This is a genomic window from Methylobacterium sp. 17Sr1-1 (genome assembly GCF_003173775.1).
Lineage (GTDB): Bacteria > Pseudomonadota > Alphaproteobacteria > Rhizobiales > Beijerinckiaceae > Methylobacterium.
In genome coordinates, this window is record NZ_CP029552.1 from 1,745,001 (window position 1) to 1,764,557 (window position 19,557).

Below are 19,557 nucleotides of genomic sequence, written 5' to 3' on the forward strand. Positions count from 1 at the left end.
GCAGCCACAGGCCGACGTCGTAGCGGTAGAGCTGCTTGGTCCAGATCAGGCCGGCGGCGGCCTGGCGGTAGATCCGGCGCTCGTCCGGGTCGGCGATCCCGTCCTGGAGGGCGTCGTAGAAGGCATCGGCCTCGGCGATGCGGCGGGCCACCACCACGCCGCCGGCATCGACCGGGCGGGGCGTGCCGCCGGCCGCGAGGCGCAGGCGAACGACCGCGCGGCCGCCGGCCGGCAGGGTCAGAGGGTAGTGCAGGCCGAGCTTGGTACCGCCGTCCGCCACCACGGCCTCGGCCTCGCCCGCGACGATCGCCGCGTCGAGCCCGTCCTTGAACGGGCCGATGGCGCCGGGCCGGCGCGGGTTGGTTTCGTTCTCGCAGAACAGGAGCTCCGGGGCGCCGTCATAGGTCAGCCGGTAGGAGCCGAGGCGCGGATGCTCGCAGGCGACGCTGCCGTCCGGGCGCGCCGCGAGCCGGGGCCGCCAGGCCTCCGCCCCCTCGCGCCAGGACCAGGTGTTGCGAAACCACAGCTGGGGCACGAGGTGCAGGGCGGCCGGCTCCGACCCCCGGTTCACCGCCGTGACGACGACGTGGATGTCGTCCGTCTCGGCCTTGGCGTACTCGACCGTGACGTCGAAGAAGCGCCCGCCGTCGAAGGCTCCCGTCTCCTCGATCTCGTATTCGGGCGCGTCGCGGCCGCGCCGGCGGCTCTCGGCGAGCAGCGCCTCGTACGGGAAGGGAGCTTGCGGGTAGCGGTAGAGGTACTTGAGGTAGGCGTGGCTCGGGACCGCGTCGAGGTAGTGGTAGACCTCCTTCACGTCCTCGCCGTGGTTGCCCTCCTCGTTGGTCAGGCCGAACAGGCGCTCCTTCAGCATGCGGTCCTGCCCGTTCCACAGGGCGAGGGAGAGGCACATCAGCCCGTGATCGTCGGTGAGCCCAGCGATGCCGTCCTCGCCCCAGCGATAGGCCCGGAAGCGCGCCTCCTCATGCGTGAGGGAGCGCCAGGCAGTGCCGTCGCGGCTGTAATCCTCCCGCACCGTGCCCCATTGGCGCTCGCTGAGATAGGGCCCCCAGAGCGACCAGGCGCGCTCGCCCCGCGCCTGCTCGGCGATGCGCCGGCGCTCGGCCCAGCCGTCGGGCTCGCTCATGCCCGGTCCCCGGGCGCAGGCGTATCTTCGGGGAAGGGCTGGCGATGCATGGGGTGGCCGCGTGCGAGGAGAGGAGCCTCCCGCCATGCATCTTCGGCGCCAGGGCCGGTCAGCCTCGCAAGGAGGCCGCGAAGGCCCGCACGTCCTCGGCGAGGAGGTCCGGCTGCTCCAGCGCCGCGAAATGGCCGCCGCGCGGCATCTCGGTCCAGCGGCGCAGATCCGAGAACATCGTGGCTTGCGCCAGCGAGCGGGGCGGGCGCACCATCTCCTTCGGGAAGGCGGCGTAGGCGGTCGGCACCTGCACCTTCTCGCCGTCCGGGACCGGCCAGGGCCGGTGCATCCTGGAATAATAAGGGTGGAACGACGAGCCGATCGCGCCGGTGAACCAGTAGAGCGAGATGTTCGCGAGCATCCGGTCGCGAGGAATCGCGGTCTCGATCGTGCCGTCGCAGTCGGACCAGGACCGGAATTTCTCCGCGATCCAGGCGGCGAGGCCGGCGGGCGAGTCGGTGAGCGCGAAGGCCAGGGTCTGGGGCTTGGTGCCCTGGATCCACTGGTAGCCGGTCTCCTCCTTGAGCCAGGTGCCGACGCGCGCGTAATGCGCCGCCTCCTCGGGTGTCGCGTCGCGGCCGGAGAGGTCGCGGCGCACCGGCAGCATGTTGAGGTGCAGGCCCTCGACCCGCTGCGGATGGCGCCACGCGAGCCGCGTGGTGATGAAGGCGCCCCAGTCGCCGCCCTGCGTCATGAAGCGGTCGTAGCCCAGCCGCGTCATCAGCTCCGCGAAGTGATCCGCGATCTCCTCGACGCCGAGGCGCGGCTGGCCGGGGCGGAAGGACAAGCCGTAGCCGGGCAGCGACGGCGCCACCACCGTGAAGGCGTCCTCGGGCCGTCCGCCGAAGCGGGCCGGGTCGGTCAGGCGCGGGATGAGGTCGAGGAACTCGAACACCGAGCCGGGCCAGCCGTGGCAGAGGAGAAGCGGGCGGGGATTCGGTCCCTGTCCCGGCACGTGCAGATAATGGAGGTCGATCTCGCCCACCCGCAGCCTGGCCTGCGGGAAGGCGTTGAGCGCGGCTTCCTCGGCGCGCCAGTCGAACTGGTCGCGCCAATAGGCGACGAGGTCGGCGAGGTAAGCGACGTCCGTGCCGTAGGTCCAGGGCGCCTCGGGCGCCTGGTCGGGCAGGCGGGTGCGGCCGAGGCGCTCGCGCAGGTCGGCGAGTGCGGCGTCCGGCACGTGATAGGTGAACGGCTCTCCGGTCATCGGCGGTTCCTCCCTTTCTTGCGTCGGACCGGATGTCGCGGCCCGCGGTGCTATGCTACGCGCCCCCGCAAAGGTTCCGCGCTGCCGGCGGATCTCAAGGGGAGGAGCGGAGACATGGCGCAGTATCGCATCGCCACGATCGAGGGCGACGGCATCGGCCCCGAGGTGACGCGGGCGGCGATGGCGGTGCTGGCGGAGGCCTGCGGAACTGGGACCCTCGCCTTCGAGATGCTGGAGGGCGGCGCCGGGCATTACCGGAAGAGCGGCGAGGTCCTGCCGGAGGACACCTTCGCGGGCTGCCGCGACGCCGACGCGATCCTGCACGGGGCCGCCGGCCTGCCGGGCGTGGTCTATCCGGACGGAACGGAGGTCGGCAACGACCTGCACCTGCGCCTGCGCTTCCGCCTCGACCTCTACGCCAACGTGCGCCCGATCAAGCTCCTGCCCGGCGTGCTCTCGCCGTTGCGGGCCTTCGAGAAGGGGGGGATCGACTACGTCATCGTGCGCGAGAACACGGAAGGCCTCTATGCCAGCCGCGGCGCCGGGGTGCTCCTGCGCGACGAGATCGCCACGGACAGCCTCGTGGTGACGCGAAAGGGCACCGAGCGGGTGGCGCGCTTCGCCTTCGACCTCGCGGAAAAGCGCAGCGGTGCGCCACGAGACGGGCAGCGCCGGGTCACGGTCTGCGACAAGGCCAACATCCTGCGGGCCTACGCCTTCTTCCGCCGGATCTGCGACGAGGTGCACGGCGACTATCCGGGCATCGCCATCGACTACGCCTATGCCGACGCGATCACCGTGCACATGCTCAAGCGGCCGGACTTCTACGACGTGATCGTGGCCGAGAACATGTTCGGCGACATCATCTCGGATCTCGGGGCCGCCACCGTCGGCGGCATGGGCATCTCGCCCTCGGGCGAGATCGGCGACACCCACGCCCTGTTCCAGGGCGCCCACGGCTCGGCGCCGGACATCGCCGGGCAGAACGTCGCGAGCCCGGTCGCCACCATCCTGTCGGGGGTGATGATGCTGCGCTGGCTCAGCCATCGGACGAGCGATGCGGGCCTCGCGGCGGCCGCGGACCGGATCGAGGCGGCGGTCGGAACCGTGCTCGCCGAGGGCCGCGCTGTGCCGCGGGATCTCGGCGGCAGCGCGACCTGCACCGAGGTGACCGACGCGGTACGCCGCGCGCTCGCCTGATCTTTCCATCGTTTAGGAGACGAACATCATGACCAAGCAGAATGTGGGCATCGTCGGCGTCGGGCTGATGGGGCACGGCATCGCCCTCAACGTGGCGCGCAAGGGCTGGCCGCTGGGCTACCTCGACCATCCGGGCAACCAGCCGACGGACGACCTCGACGCCTTGGGCGCGACGCGCCACGCCGATCGGGCGTCGCTGGCGCGGGCGAGCGAGGTGGTGATCCTGTGCGTCACCGGCACGCCACAGGTCGAGGACGTGCTCCTGGGCCGGGACGGCCCGCGCGACGGCGGACTCCTCTCCGCCCTGAAGCCGGGCACCGTGGTGATCGATTGCTCGACCGCGGTTCCGGCCTCGACGGCGCGGCTCGCCGCTGCGGTGCGCGAGGCCGGCGGACGCTTCCTCGACGCGCCGATGACCCGCACGCCGAAGGAGGCGGCGGAAGGCCGGCTCAACCTCCTGGTCGGGGCCGAGCCCGACTTGTTTTCGGCGATGCAGCCGCTGCTCTCGGCGTTTGCAGAAAACATCTTCCATGCCGGGCATGAGGCCGGGGCCGGCCACACCCTGAAGCTCCTGCACAATTACGTGTCGCTCGGCACCGTCACGCTGATCGCCGAGGCGGCCGCCAGCGCCGGCCGGGCCGGCATCGCCCCCGAGGTGCTGGTCGACGTGCTGCGCAAGGGCGGCGGCCACGGCGCGGCCCTCGACCGGCTGTCGCCCTACCTGCTCGCCGGGGATTCCTCGCCGATGCGGTTCTCGATCGCCAATGCCCGCAAGGACCTGAGCTACTACGTGGCGATGGCCGAGACCCTGGGGGCCGCGCACGCCGTCGCCGACGGGGTGCTGGCCGATCTCGACGGCTTGGTCGAGGCGGGGCACGGGACCGACCACCTGCCGCTGGTGGCCAAGCACCTGGCGAAGAACTAACGACCGGCCTTGTCCGGCAGGGGAGGGCGGGTATCGTCGCGGCCCCCAAGGGAGCTTTTCAAGGGAGCTTCTCGCGATGCCCGACCTCTCCGCCTTCCCGATCACAGCCCGCTGGCCGGCCCGGCATCCGGACCGGATCCAGCTCTACTCCTTCCCGACCCCGAACGGCGTCAAGGTGTCGATCGCCCTGGAGGAGCTCGGTCTCCCCTACGAGGCGCACACGGTCGCCATCGGCAAGAACGAGACCTGGACGCCCGAATTCCTGTCGCTCAACCCCAACGGCAAGATCCCGGCGATCCTCGATCCGGACGGACCTGGGGCTGAGCCGCTGGCCTTGTTCGAATCGGGCGCGATCCTGCTCTACCTCGCCGAGAAGACCGGGCGGCTGATCCCCGCCGATCCGGCCGGGCGCTACGAGACCGCGCAGTGGCTCTTCTTCCAGATGGCGGCGCTCGGACCGATGTTCGGCCAGCTCGGCTACTTCCACAAGTTCGCCGGCCGCGAGATCGAGGACAAGCGGCCGCTCAACCGCTACCGCGACGAGTCGAAGCGGCTGCTCGGGGTGCTGGAGACGCGGCTCGCCGGCCGCGACTGGATCATGGGCGCGGATTACACCATCGCCGATATCGCGATGCTCGGCTGGGTGCGCAACCTGATCGGCTTCTACGAGGCGCGGGAGCTCGTGGAGTACGACGCGCTCACGCACGTCCCGGCCTGGCTGGAGCGGGGGCTCGCCCGGCCGGCGGTGCAGCGGGGGCTGGAGATTCCGTCGCGGGGATAAGGCTTGGCGCCGGTTCGGCGCGCACGACAGTCCTTCCACCCTCCGCGTCATCCCGGGGCCGCGTAAGCGGAATCCGGGATCCATAACCGCCGACGGTGCAGGACACGGCGGAACGCGATGCGCTTCGGTCTTCGGCGTCGGCGGTTATGGATCCCGGGTTCTCGCCGAAGGCGAGCCCCGGGACGACGCCGAGCGTGTCAGGACTGTTGGGAGGGTCAGGCAGGTTACCAGGAGCGCTGGCGGGTTCAGGCCCTCCGGCGACAGGATCCTCAATCCAGATCCAGCATCAGGCGCAGGTTCTGCACCGCGGCGCCGGAGGCGCCCTTGCCGAGATTGTCGAGGCGGGCGACCAGCACCGCGTGGCGGTGGCTGTCGGAGCCGAACACCCGAAGCTCGAGTTTATCGGTGCCGTTCAGCGCCTCGGGCTCGATGCGCTCGCGATGCGCGCCTTCCTCGGCCCCGGTCACGACCGTGACGAGCTTGGCGCCTTCGTAGCGGGCGACGAGGGCGGCCTCGAGATCGCCCGGGCTGGGCTTGCCGGGCAGCAGGTCGAGATGGAGCGGGATCGACACCAGCATCCCCTGCCGGAAATTGCCCACCGACGGCACGAAGATCGGGCGGCGGGTGAGGCCGCTGTACTTCTGGGTCTCGGGCAGGTGCTTGTGGCTGAAACCCAGGCCGTAGAGCTGGAAGGCCGGGGCCTCGCCGGCCTCGTAAGATTCGATCATCTTGCGGCCGCCGCCGCTATAGCCCGACACCGCGTTGATGCTGATGGGGAAATCGGCCGGGATCAGGCCGGCATCGATCAGCGGGCGCAGGAGCGCGATGCCGCCGGTCGGGTAGCAGCCCGGGTTCGAGACGCGGCGCGAGGCCCGGATGGCGGCCTCCTGCTCCGGCGCCAGCTCGGCGAAGCCGTAGGTCCAGGCCGGATCGACCCGGTAGGCGGTGCTGGCGTCGAGCAGCCGCGGGCCGCCGCCGGGCAGCGAATCGGCGAGCGCGGCCGTCTCGCGCGAGGCCTCGTCGGGCAGGCAGAGGATGACGAGGTCGACCTCGGACAGGAGCTTGCGCTTCGCCTCCGGGTCCTTGCGGCTCTCGTGCGGGATCGACCGGACGGTGATGTCGGTGAAGGCGTCGAGGCGCTCGCGGATGCCGAGACCGGTCGTGCCGGCCTCGCCGTCGATGAAGACGCTCGGGCTGTGCTTGCGGGTCATGGGCGATGAGCTCCGTGGCGCGGACCGGTCGATGCCGGGCGACGCGCGTGGTGATGGGGGGCGGGGGACCGTCGAGTCAATCGCCAATGACGGTCCGCGGGCCGTGAGCGTGCCACGGCGAGTGCGACGGTCTCGTGTCGCATGGGCCGTCCACAAGAGGACCGCGCCCCAGAGGAACCCGGGCCGCGCGCCCCGGTTGTGCTGCCAGATCGACAGCAGACGACGCGAGGAGCCCATCATGGCCGGCACCGCCAAGAAGACCGACCCGAAGCTTTGGGAGAAGGTCAAGAAGGACGTCACCCGTTCCTCGAAGGGCGGCAAGCCCGGCCAGTGGTCGGCCCGCAAGGCGCAGATGGCAGTGCAGGAATACAAGGAGGAGGGCGGCGGCTACGAGGGCAAGAAGTCGTCCGACAACCACCTCAAGCAGTGGACCGAGGAGGAGTGGGGCACCAAGTCCGGCGAGAAGAGCGGCGAGACCGGCGAGCGCTACCTGCCGAAGAAGGCACGCGAGAAACTCTCCGACGACGAGTACAAGCGCTCGACCGCCAAGAAGCGCGCCGACAGCGCCAAGGGTAAGCAGCACTCGAAGCAGCCGAAGGACGTGGCGGAGAAGGCGGCCGCGGCGCGCAAGGCCTCGCACAAGACCGGCAGCCGGGAGAGCGGGCCGACCAAGGCCGAGCTGATGCGGAAGGCGCGAGCGAAGAACATCCCGGGCCGCTCGACGATGTCGAAGGGCGAGCTGGAACGGGCGCTGAACGCCTGACCGAGACCCTCCGGCGCCGGGGCGCGCCCCGACAGGGAGTCGATCGACGTCTTCTGGCACACCTGGGCACTTTGAGGTGTGGGGGCAAGCGGAAGCGGTGCTGGCAGCGGGGGCACCAAACGGGCGAGAGAAGATCCTCGAACAGTCGCGCGATGATCGCGTGGCGCACGAGCGGCAGGCTCGGCGAAGGCGGCGGCCCTGGAAGCCGCCCCGTCATTTTCCCCCCGCCCCGCCAGGGTCGTCCCGGCGAGGCGCCGATGCTGCAAGTAAGCGACGGCCAGACAGGTCATCAGCGCGTGGCGGTGCAGTCCGGTCCAGGAGCGGCCCTCGAAGTGGTCGAGGCCGAGTTCCTCCTCGAGCTGCTGGTGCGCCTGCTCGCAGACCCAGCGTGATCCGTTCGGGCAGGTTGGACAGGTCGTACTTGCGCTCGCCCGAGGAGCGCCGCTCGCCCACGAGCCAGACCTCTGCGCCCGGCAGATGGCGGTTGTTGCCGAAGACCGGCCCATCGGCGACCCGCACCCGCAGGGCCGAGAAGCGGGCCGACAGCTTGCCCTTGATGCCCCAGCGCCACGTCACGCGCCGCCAGGGACGTTCATCGAGCACGGCCTCGAGGTACGTAGGTCCTGATCCGGGATGAGTTCGCGGCGTGCTCGGCGAAGCGGCGCTTGGCCTTCCCGACATCCTTCGTGCCGAGGCTGGCCTTCTCTTCCCGCCTGCCGACGATCGACAGGAGGTCCTTGGGGACCCGCCTGCGGAACCAGAAAACGCCGGTCTTCGGATGGGCTAGGGACGCGACATCGCCAGAACCATGTGTTTACCACCCGTGTGTACCACCGGGCGGCCGCGATGTCTCTGATTTCCCTGGAAGAAACTGAAAACAAAGGGTTTTCAGAATTCTTGGCGGAGAGGGAGGGATTCGAACCCCCGATGGACTTGCGCCCATGCCGCATTTCGAGTGCGGTGCATTCAACCGCTCTGCCACCTCTCCGCGGGCGCCGTCGCCAGCGCAGGCGGGGCATTAGCATGGGTTCTCGCCGGACCACAAGCGGGGATCGGCGAGAAACCGAGATTTCGCTCAGGCTACGGAGCGGCTGCCGGCGAGGCTGATGCGGCGCTGGCCGGGGTAGCGGGTTTCGGGCGCGCGCGGCGCGGCGCGGGACTGGGCGAACAGCACCGCTCCCGCCGTCCCGGCCACCCGCACCAGATCGGTCTCGGTGCAGGCCGAGGCGACGCGCAGGCCGAGGGCGTGGAGGTGGCTCTTGCCGTACAGGTACGTCGCGAGGCGGGCCCGGGTCGCGGACGGGATGTCGGAGAGGAGCGTCTCCACCGCCTCGGCATCGGCGCGATACAGCGTGCCGAGCACGTCGAGCGAGACCGGGCAGTCGTCGGAAAAGGGCAGGCGGGCCTGCTGCGCGGGCATGGGATCCTCGGGATGATCAGGAATTGCCCCGAGGGTCGCCCGGCGTGCTTAACAGGAGGTTAAGCGAAGCGGGAAAATCCCCGGCGTCCAAGTCGTCACGAGACCTGATGCGCCGGAGCCACTGTCCTGCGGCGGGCCGGATCCCGCCGCCAGCCCGCCGATCCGCCTGCCCAGCAATGCAGCGGGTGCAGGACCGGGGGGGAAACCTGCGACATCCCCCCGCGGGACACTATGGGCTGCTGGAATCCGCCGGCATGGAACCGCGATTACTCTCCCGCGTTAACCCGGCCCCGCGGAGGCGGGGGTCCTGGGAGCCGAGGGGCAAAAGGCCCTGGGATCACGGGTGCTTGTGGATCGGGTCGACCCAGTAGACTGCCTCCGGCCGCTCCACGGGCTCGATATCGGTGATGTTGACCACCACCGCCTCGTTGTCGGAGCGCACCAGCACGCATTCCAGCGCCTCGTCCGGCGAGGCGTTGATCTCCTGGTGGGGCACGTAGGGCGGCACGTAGATGAAGTCGCCCGGGCCCGCCTCGGCGACGAATTCGAGTTGCTCGCCCCAGCGCATCCGGGCGCGGCCGCGCACCACGTAGATCACGCTCTCGAGGGCCCCGTGATGATGCACGCCGGTCTTGGCGTCGGGCTCGATCGCCACGGTGCCGGCCCAGATCTTCTGCGCCCCGACCCGGGCGTGGTTGATCGCCGCCTGGCGGAACATCCCGGGGGTCTGCGCCGTATTCGGGTCGAGCTTGTCACCGGTGATCACCCGGACGCCGTCGTGCTTCCAGCGCGGCGCGTCGTGCGCGTGGTTATGGGCATGATCGTGCGCGTGGGAATGGGCGTGGTCGTGAGGCTCGTCCGACATCGGTGGTCTCCGGAGGGTCCAGGGCGCGCATCCTGCGCCACGCGGCGACGGGGCGCCAGAGCGTCCGTCGCGCAAGACGTTCGTTTTACAGAACGGACCTCGGTTGCGCGCGAGGCGATGGTGCCGGAGCAAGCCGGGACGTAAACATTTTTCTGCGAATAAGCTGGCGAGTAAAAGCTCCTTGTCTTTCGACTTGTTCCATAAAAAGAACATTCTCGTTGACATCGCTGTCTGCGAGGCCGATCTTGTCCAGGCTTTCGGGGCCGTTCACGAGCCCTCGCCGCGGTGATTTGAGGCGATTGCGCCGCGAGACCAAACGCTAAAGCACCCCGGCGCGCGAGCACGGCGCCGGCGGGCCAAACCGGAGATCCCCGCGATGCCGCTCCGCCGCATGCCCTTCGCTGGCCGCCCCGTTCCGGCGCGCCGCGACCCGTGTCGCCGCGGCGGACGCCGCGGCTAGGCGCGCGCCGTCCGCCCGGGCCGCCCGAGGCCGGCCCGACTCTCGCAAAGCTTCTTTCGCGACAGGCATTCCGCGGCGCGCCCTTAAGCGGCGGCCGCGACCGGAGACGTACGCCCATGCAGCCCGCCCGCATCGTCGAGGTCGGCGAGACCTCCGCCGGCATCGTCGTTCCCGAGACCGACGGTTTCCGCTTCTTCTCCGCCCATCCGGACTTCCACACCCTGGAGGGACGGGTGTTCCGCAGCCCGCGCCACGCCACCCGGGCGGCGCAGGACCTGCACGCCCGCCGGCGCGGCCGGCGCCTCGACGCCTGAGCCCGGAGGACCATCCGGAAGGGTAGGGGCCGTCCCCTCGGGGGCGGCCCCGATGCGAACGTCGCTCGGCCGCCCCGCCGCCTTCAGCGGTTGCGGGCGAGCAGCAGGATCCAGCCGATCCCGATCGTCAGCACCAGGATGCCGATCGTGGCGAAGGCCGGGGTGCCGTGCTCCATCAGCCGCGGGGCGAGCTGGGTGGCGAAGGCCGCCACCACGAGGCCGACCGCGACCCGGGCGGCGGCGCGCTCGATGCCGCGGGTCAGCTTGTCCATGCCCTTGAGCTCGATCTCCACCGTGACCCGGCCCTGCTTGAGCCGCACCAGCATCAGGTGGATCAGCGTCGGCAGCTCGGAGGCCGCGCCATAGAGACCGGTCGCCAGACCCTGGAACTTGCCCTTCACGTCCTTGATCGAGAACTGCGACCGCATGTGGCGGCTCACGGTCGGGCCTGCCGCCGCGAACAGGTCGAAGGCGGGGTCGAGCTGGCGCATCACGCCGTCGGCGGTGACCAGGCCCTTGAACAGGATCGCGAGGTCGGTCGGCATCGCGAGGTCGTTCTCGCGCGCCATGGTCATGAAGTCGGTGAGGACCAGGCCGAGATTGAGCGTCGCGCCGTTGTGGCGGGTGACGAAGGCCTGCGAGGCGGCTTCCAGTCGGGTCAGGTCCGGGTTGCTGGCGCCGGTCCAATCGAGCAGCACCGCCATCAGCCCGTCGGCATCCTCCTGCAGCATCGCGCCGATCAGCATCAGGAGCTGCGAGCGCCGGCGCTGCGACAGCCGCCCGACGATGCCGAAATCGATGAAGGCGATCCGGTTGCCGGGCATCGCCAGGAGGTTGCCCGGATGCGGGTCGGCGTGGAACAGGCCCTCGATCATCGCCATCTGCAGGAAGGCGTCGACCCCGCGCTGGGCCAGCACCTTGCGGTCGAGCCCGGCCTCCTCCAGGCGCCTGGTGTCCGTCGGCGGGATGCCGTGGATGAATTCCTGCACCAGCACCCGCTCGGAGGTGTATTCCCAGTAGACCTTCGGGAACACGACGTCGTCGCGGTCGGGAAACAGGGCCGCCAGCATCTCGCAGTTGCGGCCCTCGTTGGCGAGGTCGAGCTCCTCGCGCAGGCCGTTGGCGATGTGGCGCATCTGCTCGGTCGGCCGATAGCGGGCCATCTCGGGCCACTCGGTCTCGACGATGCGCGAGGCGTGCGACAGGAGCCGCAGGTCCGCCTCGATGATTTTCTGCAGGCCCGGGCGCCGGACCTTGACGATCACCTCCTCGCCGGTCTCGAGCCGCGCCCGGTAGACCTGGGCGATCGAGGCCGAGGCGATCGGGTTGGTGTCGAACTCCGAAAAGATCTCAGCGGGCGGGGCACCGAGATCGGCCTCGAGCTGGGGCCGGATCACCTCCCAGGGCAGCGGCGCGACCTTGTCGTGCAGCTTGCCGAGCTCTTCGGTCCATTGCGGCGCGAGCAGGTCGGCGCGGCTCGCCAGCACCTGGCCGAGCTTGATGAAGGTCGGGCCCAAGGCCTCGATCGCCCGGCGCAGGCGCTCGGGCTGCGACAGGCGGGTGAGGTCGACGGCGGGCGCACTGCGCCAGGCGAGCCGCGGGATCGCCCGCAGGCCGAGCCGGTCGACGACCTTGTTGACCCCGAAGCCGATCAGGATGCCGGCGATTTCCTGGAGGCGCTGGCGGTCCCGCGCCGCGACGATGGCGGTTTTCAGCATCTGCGCGTCGAATCTGCTCGGCTGGCATGGGTGGGGGCGCCGGCCGGGGCGAGCCGGACGGAGGGGGCGACGCGGGCGACGGCGTCGTCCGGGCCGATGATGGAGATGGGCGCGCGCCTCGGCATCCTGATCCTCCCGAACACGGCCGGCTCCCGCCGCGGCGCGCGTCGACCGCCTCCATGCGGCGTCAACCGGGCGGCACTGGGGCGGCCGGCGCAGGTCTCCGGCGGTAGCGCATGACCCGGGTGAGCACAATCACATCGGGGCCCGGGCGCTCCATTGCCGCAACCCGGCGCCTTCGCCGCACGCGCGAAGGCCGGCCCCGGGTGCCCCCGGGACCGGCCTCGTTCACGATCGGACGATGATGGCTGCGGATTACATCCGGCCGCCCGCGCCGCCGGGCTGGCCAGCCTTGGTGCCGCCGTCCTGCATGGACCGGGCTCCGCCCTCCTGCATCGACTTGCCGTCCATCGACTTGCCGCCCGGCTGGCCGCCGGCGCCGCCGCGCTGGGTGCTGCCGGTGGTCTCCGGGCCGGTGCCACGGCCGCCCACCTGGCGGTCGTTCGCCTGCCGCTCGTTCATGCCGCGCTCAGGCCCGTTGCGGCCGGGCTGGTTGCCTGCCGCCTGCTCGGGCCGGGCTCCGTTGCGCTCGCCCATCTCGCCCCGCGACAGGTCGCGGTTGCGCTCGCGGTCCATCCGGCCGTCGCGGCGCTCCTCGCTGCGGCTCAGGCGATCCTCGCGGCGCTCGCCGCGCACGTCCTCACGGCTGCGGACGCTGCCGGTGACGCTGGTGCGCTCGCTGACCGACAGACGGCGATACTCGGGGGAACCGACGAGGACGCGCCGGCCCGAGATCACCACGTAGCGGTCGCCGCCGGTGCGCTCGGAGACGATCAGGCGACGGTACTCGGGCGAGCCGTAGATCACCCGCTGGCCGCGCACCACGACGTACCGGCGCGGACCGCTCTTCTCGCGGATGACGAGGCGGCGGTACTCGGGCGAGCCGACCCGCACCCGGCGGCCCTGGATGGTCACGAACTCGACCCGGCCGGCCCGCACGCCGCGGTTCTCGCGCCGCTCGACCACGGCGAGGCGGCGATACTCGGGCGAGCCATAGATCACCCGCTGGCCCGCGATGGTGACGTAGCGGCGGCCGCCGACGGTGGTGATCCGGTCCTCACGCGCCTCGCTGCGGAAACCGGCGCGGCCCTCGCGGCGCTCGGACCGGTCGGCCCGGTCGTCGCGGCGCTCCGCCCGGCGGTCGCCGTCGCGGCGCTCGTCCATCGCCCGGCGGGAATCCCGCTCGGCCCCGCGCTCGCCCGCGCGGCCGGTCTCGGCGCGGTCGCGGGTGCCGTCCTTGCGGTCGGCCATGTCGGCCTTGTTGGCGTCGGCCTTGTTGGCGTCCGCCTTGTTCATGCCGTCGCGGCCGGCACCCTGACGGCCCTGCTCGGCGCGGGCCTGACCCATCTCGGACCTGCCGGAATCGGCCTTGCCGGCCTCCGCCTTGCCCATCTCGCCGCGGGCCTGCTGGCCGGCGCCCATCTGGCCACCCTGGCCGGCCTTCGGGCCCGACTGGCTCATCTCGCCGCCGCGACCCGGCGCGCCGCCCGCGCCCGAGCTCCCGGCCGTTTGCGCGTAAGCCGAAGTGCTGAGCAGCAGTGCCGCCAGTCCAACTGTCAGTCTGTTCATGATCGGTTGCCTCCCTGCGCGCCGGGATTGGTGCGGCGGCGCTCCGAAGATGCTTCAAAACGCCGACTTCAAAATATCGTTCCGGACTATTCGCATGTCGTCTGGCGTATCGTGTTACGCAACGGCCGAGCTTGTGGACGAAGACTTGCCGCCACCACAGGTCGGCATCGGCGGACTGCGCCGTTCCTCAGCGCCGTGCGCCCGCGCGGGTAGCTGGGCGCGGAACTGTTTCTGCGGCGCCAACGTTGCTGGGGACCGTAGCCGTTTCGCGTCCCGTCTCAGCGTCTCGGGGCCGGCGGCGTCGAGACGGAGGATGAGCGCGCAGGATGGTGGCGGAGCCGATGACGACGCAGCCCGGGCGGGATTGGCTCGACCTGTCCAGCCCGCCGCAGCCGCCGCCGGAGCCTCCGGAGGCTCCCGCTCCCTCCCGCGTCTCCGCCGTCCGGAACGGACTCTCCGCGGACAGTTTTTTCACCGGGCTGGCGCAGGTCCGCACCGGCGCTGCGCGGGCCGGGAGCGCCGCCGCCGGGCATTTCCAGCCGGTGCTCGCGGCCGCCGCCGCGCCCCTGCGTCGGGCCGCGCCCATCTGGCAGGCGGCGGCGCAGCGCGTCGGCGCCCATCCCCTCGCGTCCCGCGCGGCCGGCGCCGCGCGGCGGGCCGGAGCGCTGCCCTGGGGGCGCGCCCTGCTGCTCGCCGGTTTGGGAGCCCTCGGCGTCGCGGCCCTGTTCCTCGCCTGGTGTGCCGCGACGTTGCCGCCCCTGGGCGGACGACAGCCGTCGCCCCGCACCCTCACGGTCCAGGCGGAGGACGGCACCCCGATCGCCCGCCGCGGGGTCGAGCGGGGGAGGGCGCTGCGGCTGGAATCCGTGTCGCCGGCCATGCGCCAGGCGTTCCTGGCCGCCCAGGATCCGTGGTTCGAGGACGGCTACCGCCTCGATGCGTCGGGCGTCGCGGCGGTGATCGGGCGCGCCTTCCGCGACACGATCAGCGACGGGCCCCGCTCCGGAGGCCCGCGCCTGACACAGCGGCTGGTCCGCCGCGACATCATCGGGATCGCGCCGGGTGCGCCCCGCAGCCTCGCCGACCGGGTGCGCGAGGCGATGCTGGTGCTGTGGCTCTCCGCGCGGGAGAGCGGCGCGCGGATCCTCGCCCGCGCCCTCGACCTCGCGCCGTTCGGCCCCGGCCTCGTCGGGATCGACGCGGCGGCCAGAGGCCTGTTCGGCAAGGAGGCGGCCTCCCTCGGCACGGCCGAGGCGGCCTACCTCGCCGGCCTGAGCCTCGCCCCCGGCCTGCAGCCCGACCGGGACGTGACCGCCGTCCGGGCGCTCGGCCGCGCCGTGCTCGACGGCATGGTGATGCGGGGCACGCTCTCCGCGGCCGAGGCCGCGGAGGCCGGGCGGTCGCTCGACGGGCTCAGCCCGGCCGGCGCCACGCCGGTGACCCGCAGCGGATTCCCCGACCTCGTCCTGGCCGAGGCCGCGGACCGCCTCGGCCCCGCGGCGCCGCGCGAGGCGGTCGTGCGCACCACCCTCGACCGCGGTCTCCAGGCCATGGCCGAGGCCGCGGCCGAGCGCCGCCTCGACGCTGCCGGCCGCGCCGGCGCCCGGGCCGGCCTCCTGGTGCTGGGACCCGACGGCGGGGTGCAGGCGGTGGTCGCCGGCGGCGCCCCGCTCCCCGACACGCCGGAGGCCCGCCGCGCCGCGAGCGCCAGCCTGCGCCATCTCGGGCGCGACGGCCGCCCGGTCTACGACCGCCTCGTCGCCGGGGCGATGCCGGCGGCGGAGCGGCGCACGGCGCTGCTCACGCTGCTCGCCGGCCTGACCCGCCCGCCGGAGGAATCCGACGATCCGGCGAGCCGGGACGGAGTGTTCGTCGGTTCGGTCGGCGACCTCCTGGTCGGCACCTCTGTCTCCGGCACGGCGGCGGAGAACGGCGCCGGGGACGGGCCGGAGGCGTTCTTCCAGGATGTCGCGGCCCAACTGGCGAAAGCCCGCCCGGCCCCTCCGGTCGCCGAGGCGCGCGAGGGCGCCCGCGAGACCGGCAGCACCGCCCGCCCGTCGGCCCGCCCGGCCTGGCAGAATCCCGGCGAGCGCCCGGCCTCAAGCCCGATCCTGCGCGGTGTGCCGCGGGTGATCGATACCGGCCGCCTGCGCCTCGACGGGCAGAACGTGCGCCTCGCCGGCGTCGAGGGGCAGGGCGGCGCATTCGCCCGCGAGTTCCGCCAGTACCTGCGCCGGCGCGAGGTGACGTGCCAGCCGGCCGGCGGCGCCGATCTCTACCGTTGCCGTGCCGGCGAGCAGGACCTGTCCGAGGTGGTGTTGTTCAACGGTGGCGGTCGTGCCGCTCCGGGGGCTCCGCCGGACCTTCAGGCGGCGGAGGCGGGCGCGAAGGCGCGCAAGGCGGGTGTGTGGCAGTGAGGGCGGTCGCCCTCACACCCCCAGATACGCCGCCGTCACCTCCGGGTTGCGGGCGATCTCCGCCGCCTGGCCCTGGAGGCGGATGCGCCCGGTCTCCAGCACGTAGGCGTAGTCGGCGATGGCGAGTGCCGCGCTGGCATTCTGCTCGACGAGCAGGATGGTGCGCCCCTCGGCCCGCAAGGAGGCGATGATGGAAAAGATCTCGTCGACGATGAGGGGGGCGAGGCCCATCGAGGGCTCGTCGAGGAGGAGGAGCACCGGCTCGGCCATGAGCGCGCGGCCCATCGCCAGCATCTGCTGCTCGCCGCCCGAGAGATAGCCCGCCTGCTGGCGCAAGCGTTCGGCGAGCCGCGGGAACCGCGCCTCGACCGCCGCTTGGCGCCGCGCTGCCTCCGGCCCCGGCACGTGGTAGGCGCCGAGCCGCAGGTTCTCGGCCACCGTCATGTTGGCGAAGACCTGGCGGCCCTCGGGCACCTGCACGATGCCGCGGCGCGCGATGCGGTGGGCCGCCTCGCCGGCGATGTCGACGGGCGCCTCGTCGCCGAACAGCACCTTGCCCGCCCGGGGCTTCATCAGCCCCGAGAGGCTGCGCAGGATCGTGGTCTTGCCGGCGCCGTTGGAGCCGATCAGCGACACGATGCTGCCGCGCCGGACCGTCAGGCCGATGCCGTGGACCACGTCGGCCCGGCCGTAGCCGAGGCGCAGGCCCTCGACAGCCAGAAGCTCGCTCACGAGACCGCCCCCCGGCTCACGCTGACCTCGTGGCTGCCGGTGCCGAGATAGGCCTCGATCACCGCCGGGTGGGCGCGCACCTCCGCCGGCGTGCCGTCGGCGATCCGGCGGCCGAAATTCAGGACCGTCAGCCGGTCGCACAGGCTCATCACCAGGGGCATGTCGTGCTCGACGAGCAGCAGGGTCAGGCCGCGCTCGTCGCGCAGGCGGCGCAGGAGGCCGAGGAGGGCGTGGGTCTCGGCCGGGTTCATGCCGGCGGCGGGCTCGTCGAGGAGCACGAGGCGCGGCTCGCAGGCGAGCGCGCGGGCGATCTCGAGCCGGCGCTGGTCGCCGTAGGGCAGGTCGCCGGCGCGGGTATCGGCGGCCTCGGACAGGCCCACGAAGGCGAGGAGGTCGCGCGCCTTGGCCTTGGCCTGGCGCTCCTCGGCCCGGAAGCCCGGGCCGCGCAGCAGGATGCCCCAGGTCGCGGACAGCCGTGTGTGCAGGCCGGTCATCACGTTCTCCAGCACCGTCATCTCGGAGAAGATGCGGATGTTCTGGAACGTGCGGGCGAGGCCGAGCGCCGTGCGCCGGTAGGGCGGGAGCCCGTCGAGGGGCTGGTCGCCGAGGCGGACGCTGCCGGCGCTCGGCGCCAGCACCCCGGAGACGAGGTTGAACAGGGTGGTCTTGCCGGCGCCGTTCGGGCCGATCAGCCCGTGGACGGTGCCGGGCTGGACCGTGAAGTCGACGGAATCGACCGCGACGAGGCCCTGGAAGCGGCGGGTGAGACCCTGGACGGTGAGAAGCGCCATGATCGTTCAGCCCGTCCGGGCGATGCGCCAGGGCAGGATGCCCCGGGGCATGAAGAGGACGGCGAGCACGATGATCAGGCCGTTCACCATCAGGCGGAAATCGGCGAGCGGGCGCAGGACCTCGGGCAGCAGGGTGAGGATCGTGGAGCCCAGCACCGGCGCCAGCGGCGAGCCGATGCCGCCGAGCAGCGCGTAGCTCAGGATCGTCACCGCCGCCTCGAAGCCGTACTCGTTCGGGCCGATGAACGAGGAGACGTGGGCCGACAGGCAGCCCGCCACCCCGGCCATGGCCGAGGAGACGACGAGAGCCACCAGCCGGTAGCGCGGCAGGTTCACCCCCATCACGCCGGCCGCGGCCTCGTCCTCGCGCATCGCCTCCATGGCGCGGCCGACGCGGGAGCGCGCCACCAGCGTCAGGCCGATCAGCAGCACCGCCAGCGTCCCGTAAATCGCCGGCACGCCGCCGCGCTCCGGGATGTTCGAGAGGCCCAGCGCGCCGCCGGCATAGTCCCAGTTGAGGAAGACGATGCGGGTGATCTCGCCGAGCCCGATCGTCGCGATGGCGAGGTAGACGCCGGTGAGCCGCAAGGTCGGCCCGCCGACGACCAGCGCCAGCAGGGCCGGCACCAGGGCGGCGGCGACCATCGACACCGCGAAGGGCGCGCCGAACTTCACCGAGAGCAGGGCGCCGGTATAGGCGCCGACGCCCATGAAGGCGGCCTGGCCCAGCGAGAGCTGGCCCACCGCCAGCACCACGTAGACCGAGAGGGCGAGGATGCCGTTCACCCCGATCCCGTGGATCAGGCTCTGGTAGGTCCAGTAGAAGTCGTCGAGGGCTTCCCACATGGTCTTCTCAAGCCCGCTTGGCGGCGGCGCGGCCGAACAGGCCGAGCGGACGGAACCACAGGGTGGCGACGAGGAGCGCGAAGGCGATCATGTCCTTGAGGGTCGACGAGAGGTAGGCGGCGGTGAGCACCTCGGCGAGGCCGAGCAGCAGGCCGGCGAGCAGCGCGCCGCGCAGGTCGCCGAGCCCGCCGACGATGATGACGGCGAAGCCCCGCAGCATCATGTGCTCGCCCATGAAGGGCTGGATGGCGTTGAAGTTGAGCCCGACGAGCACGCCCGCCGCGCCCCCGATGGCGCCGGACAGGAACGACACCACCCGCAGCATCAGGGCACCGTTGATGCCCATCAAGGACGCCGCGTCCGGGTTCTCGGCCACCGCCCGGATGGCGAGGCCGATCCGCGAGCCGCGCACCAGCGCGAGCAGCGCCAGCATCAGCACGATGGCGGCGGCGAGGATCAGGATCTGGGTCGTGCCCACCCGCACGTCGCCGAGGCTGTAGGCGCCGCCGGAGAAGACCTCCGCGGGAAAGCGCCGGATCTCGGTGCCGAGCGCTGCGGCCATGCCGGCATAGAGGAAGAGCGTGGCCCCCAGCGTCACCATCAGCGAGGCGAGCTCGGGTGCCTTCGCCTTGCGCAGGCGGGTGAGGAGGAGGGTGTCGAGGAGGACCGCGATCAGCCCGGCGATCAGCGCGCCGACCGGGAGCGCGGCCCAGATCGGCAGCCCGGCCGCCTGGGTGCTCCAGAGCGCCGCGAAGGCGCCGAGCGCGAAGTACACCCCGTAGGTGAGGTTGATGACGCCCATCACGCCGAACATCAGCGTGAAGCCGATGGCGAAGAGGGCGTAGGTCGCGCCGAGCACGACGCCGTTGACGAGCTGCTGCTCAAGCATGGGAGGCGTGGGGTTTCGGTAGGGCGCCCGGCGCCCGCTGCGGCCCGGCCCCGGGGCCGAACAGGATGACGATGGCGCGACGTGGCCGATATCGCGCGGCGGGTCAATCGGTGGGGGGTTGACGATAGCTTTCC

At 72.0% G+C, this 19,557-nt stretch carries 18 protein-coding genes, 1 tRNA gene and 1 pseudogene (1 of these 20 cut by a window edge); 6 read left to right on the forward strand and 14 right to left on the reverse strand.

The features are described from left to right. Both DK412_RS07800 and DK412_RS07805 read right to left on the reverse strand, forming a co-directional pair. On the reverse strand, positions 1–1,144 hold the 5' portion of the coding sequence (locus DK412_RS07800) for a glucosidase (protein WP_109971488.1). 1,502 nt of this gene lie to the left of the window's left edge; only the first 1,144 of its 2,646 coding nucleotides appear in the window; the start codon lies at positions 1,142–1,144; the stop codon falls past the left edge of the window. Between the two features lie 109 nt (positions 1,145–1,253). After that, complete coding sequence (locus DK412_RS07805; protein ID WP_109971489.1) at positions 1,254–2,402, reverse strand: epoxide hydrolase family protein; 1,149 nt, start codon at positions 2,400–2,402, stop codon at positions 1,254–1,256. 114 nt (positions 2,403–2,516) lie between these two features. Here DK412_RS07805 and DK412_RS07810 point away from each other — a divergent pair, with 114 nt between their 5' ends. The 3 genes from DK412_RS07810 to DK412_RS07820 all read left to right on the forward strand — a co-directional run bounded on the left by DK412_RS07810 (position 2,517) and on the right by DK412_RS07820 (position 5,308). Continuing rightward, positions 2,517–3,602, forward strand: coding sequence for an isocitrate/isopropylmalate dehydrogenase family protein (locus DK412_RS07810; RefSeq protein WP_109971490.1), 1,086 nt, complete (start codon positions 2,517–2,519; stop codon positions 3,600–3,602). Positions 3,603–3,630: 28 nt separating this feature from the next. After that, a complete protein-coding gene (locus tag DK412_RS07815) occupies positions 3,631–4,527 on the forward strand; it encodes an NAD(P)-dependent oxidoreductase (RefSeq protein WP_109971491.1) in 897 nt (298 codons plus the stop codon). Positions 4,528–4,603: 76 nt separating this feature from the next. After that, positions 4,604–5,308 carry a glutathione S-transferase N-terminal domain-containing protein gene (locus DK412_RS07820; protein WP_109971492.1) on the forward strand — a complete coding sequence of 235 codons (705 nt, stop codon included), beginning with the start codon at positions 4,604–4,606 and terminating at the stop codon, positions 5,306–5,308. Between the two features lie 269 nt (positions 5,309–5,577). Here the strand turns inward: DK412_RS07820 and argC are convergent, their stop codons facing one another. Continuing rightward, positions 5,578–6,519: an N-acetyl-gamma-glutamyl-phosphate reductase gene (gene argC / locus DK412_RS07825; RefSeq protein WP_109971493.1), complete on the reverse strand. Its 942-nt coding sequence runs from the start codon at positions 6,517–6,519 to the stop codon at positions 5,578–5,580. Between the two features lie 238 nt (positions 6,520–6,757). Between argC and DK412_RS07830 the strand changes: the two genes are divergently transcribed. Next, on the forward strand, positions 6,758–7,282 hold the full coding sequence (locus DK412_RS07830) for a DUF5872 domain-containing protein (protein ID WP_109971494.1): 525 nt from the start codon (positions 6,758–6,760) through the stop codon (positions 7,280–7,282). A gap of 245 nt (positions 7,283–7,527) precedes the next feature. Here the strand turns inward: DK412_RS07830 and DK412_RS30585 are convergent. The 5 genes and pseudogenes from DK412_RS30585 to DK412_RS07845 form a co-directional block, all read right to left on the reverse strand. Then, positions 7,528–7,891, reverse strand: a pseudogene (locus DK412_RS30585) (IS701 family transposase); the annotation flags it as partial. After that, entirely contained in the window at positions 7,875–8,012 is a 138-nt protein-coding gene (locus tag DK412_RS31540; protein WP_348629397.1) for a hypothetical protein, read from the reverse strand. The gene DK412_RS31540 and the pseudogene DK412_RS30585, both read right to left, overlap by 17 nt. A gap of 168 nt (positions 8,013–8,180) precedes the next feature. Then, positions 8,181–8,270: transfer RNA gene (locus DK412_RS07835), tRNA-Ser, on the reverse strand. Between the two features lie 87 nt (positions 8,271–8,357). Beyond that, a complete protein-coding gene (locus DK412_RS07840; RefSeq protein ID WP_093567646.1) occupies positions 8,358–8,702 on the reverse strand; it encodes a hypothetical protein in 345 nt (114 codons plus the stop codon). A 337-nt stretch (positions 8,703–9,039) separates the two neighbouring features. After that, positions 9,040–9,567, reverse strand: coding sequence for a cupin domain-containing protein (locus DK412_RS07845; protein WP_109971495.1), 528 nt, complete (start codon positions 9,565–9,567; stop codon positions 9,040–9,042). A 576-nt stretch (positions 9,568–10,143) separates the two neighbouring features. On the opposite strand from DK412_RS07845, the gene DK412_RS07850 reads away from it, so the two are divergent. Then, positions 10,144–10,341, forward strand: a complete 198-nt coding sequence (locus tag DK412_RS07850) for a hypothetical protein (RefSeq protein WP_109971496.1) — start codon at positions 10,144–10,146, stop codon at positions 10,339–10,341. Between the two features lie 83 nt (positions 10,342–10,424). Here DK412_RS07850 and DK412_RS07855 read toward each other — a convergent pair whose 3' ends face one another. Together DK412_RS07855 and DK412_RS07860 are read right to left on the reverse strand one after the other, a co-directional pair. Then, positions 10,425–12,059, reverse strand: a complete 1,635-nt coding sequence (locus tag DK412_RS07855) for an AarF/UbiB family protein (protein ID WP_093567643.1) — start codon at positions 12,057–12,059, stop codon at positions 10,425–10,427. Between the two features lie 375 nt (positions 12,060–12,434). Further along, a complete protein-coding gene (locus tag DK412_RS07860) occupies positions 12,435–13,640 on the reverse strand; it encodes a hypothetical protein (protein WP_162596149.1) in 1,206 nt (401 codons plus the stop codon). A gap of 449 nt (positions 13,641–14,089) precedes the next feature. Between DK412_RS07860 and DK412_RS07865 the strand changes: the two genes are divergently transcribed. Then, entirely contained in the window at positions 14,090–16,165 is a 2,076-nt protein-coding gene (locus DK412_RS07865; RefSeq protein WP_245447467.1) for a transglycosylase domain-containing protein, read from the forward strand. A gap of 12 nt (positions 16,166–16,177) precedes the next feature. Here the strand turns inward: DK412_RS07865 and DK412_RS07870 are convergent, their stop codons facing one another. The 4 genes from DK412_RS07870 to DK412_RS07885 are packed head-to-tail and all read right to left on the reverse strand — an operon-like array spanning position 16,178 to position 19,423. Continuing rightward, the gene (locus tag DK412_RS07870) at positions 16,178–16,897 is read right to left on the reverse strand and encodes an ABC transporter ATP-binding protein (RefSeq protein WP_109971499.1); all 720 of its coding nucleotides are present in this window, start codon (positions 16,895–16,897) and stop codon (positions 16,178–16,180) included. Continuing rightward, positions 16,894–17,688, reverse strand: a complete 795-nt coding sequence (locus DK412_RS07875) for an ABC transporter ATP-binding protein (protein ID WP_109971500.1) — start codon at positions 17,686–17,688, stop codon at positions 16,894–16,896. Before DK412_RS07875 ends, DK412_RS07870 begins: the two co-directional genes overlap by 4 nt. Positions 17,689–17,694: 6 nt before the next feature. Continuing rightward, a complete protein-coding gene (locus DK412_RS07880) occupies positions 17,695–18,534 on the reverse strand; it encodes a branched-chain amino acid ABC transporter permease (RefSeq protein ID WP_109971501.1) in 840 nt (279 codons plus the stop codon). A gap of 7 nt (positions 18,535–18,541) precedes the next feature. Continuing rightward, positions 18,542–19,423: a branched-chain amino acid ABC transporter permease gene (locus DK412_RS07885; protein WP_109971502.1), complete on the reverse strand. Its 882-nt coding sequence runs from the start codon at positions 19,421–19,423 to the stop codon at positions 18,542–18,544. Between the last annotated feature and the right edge of the window lie 134 nt (positions 19,424–19,557).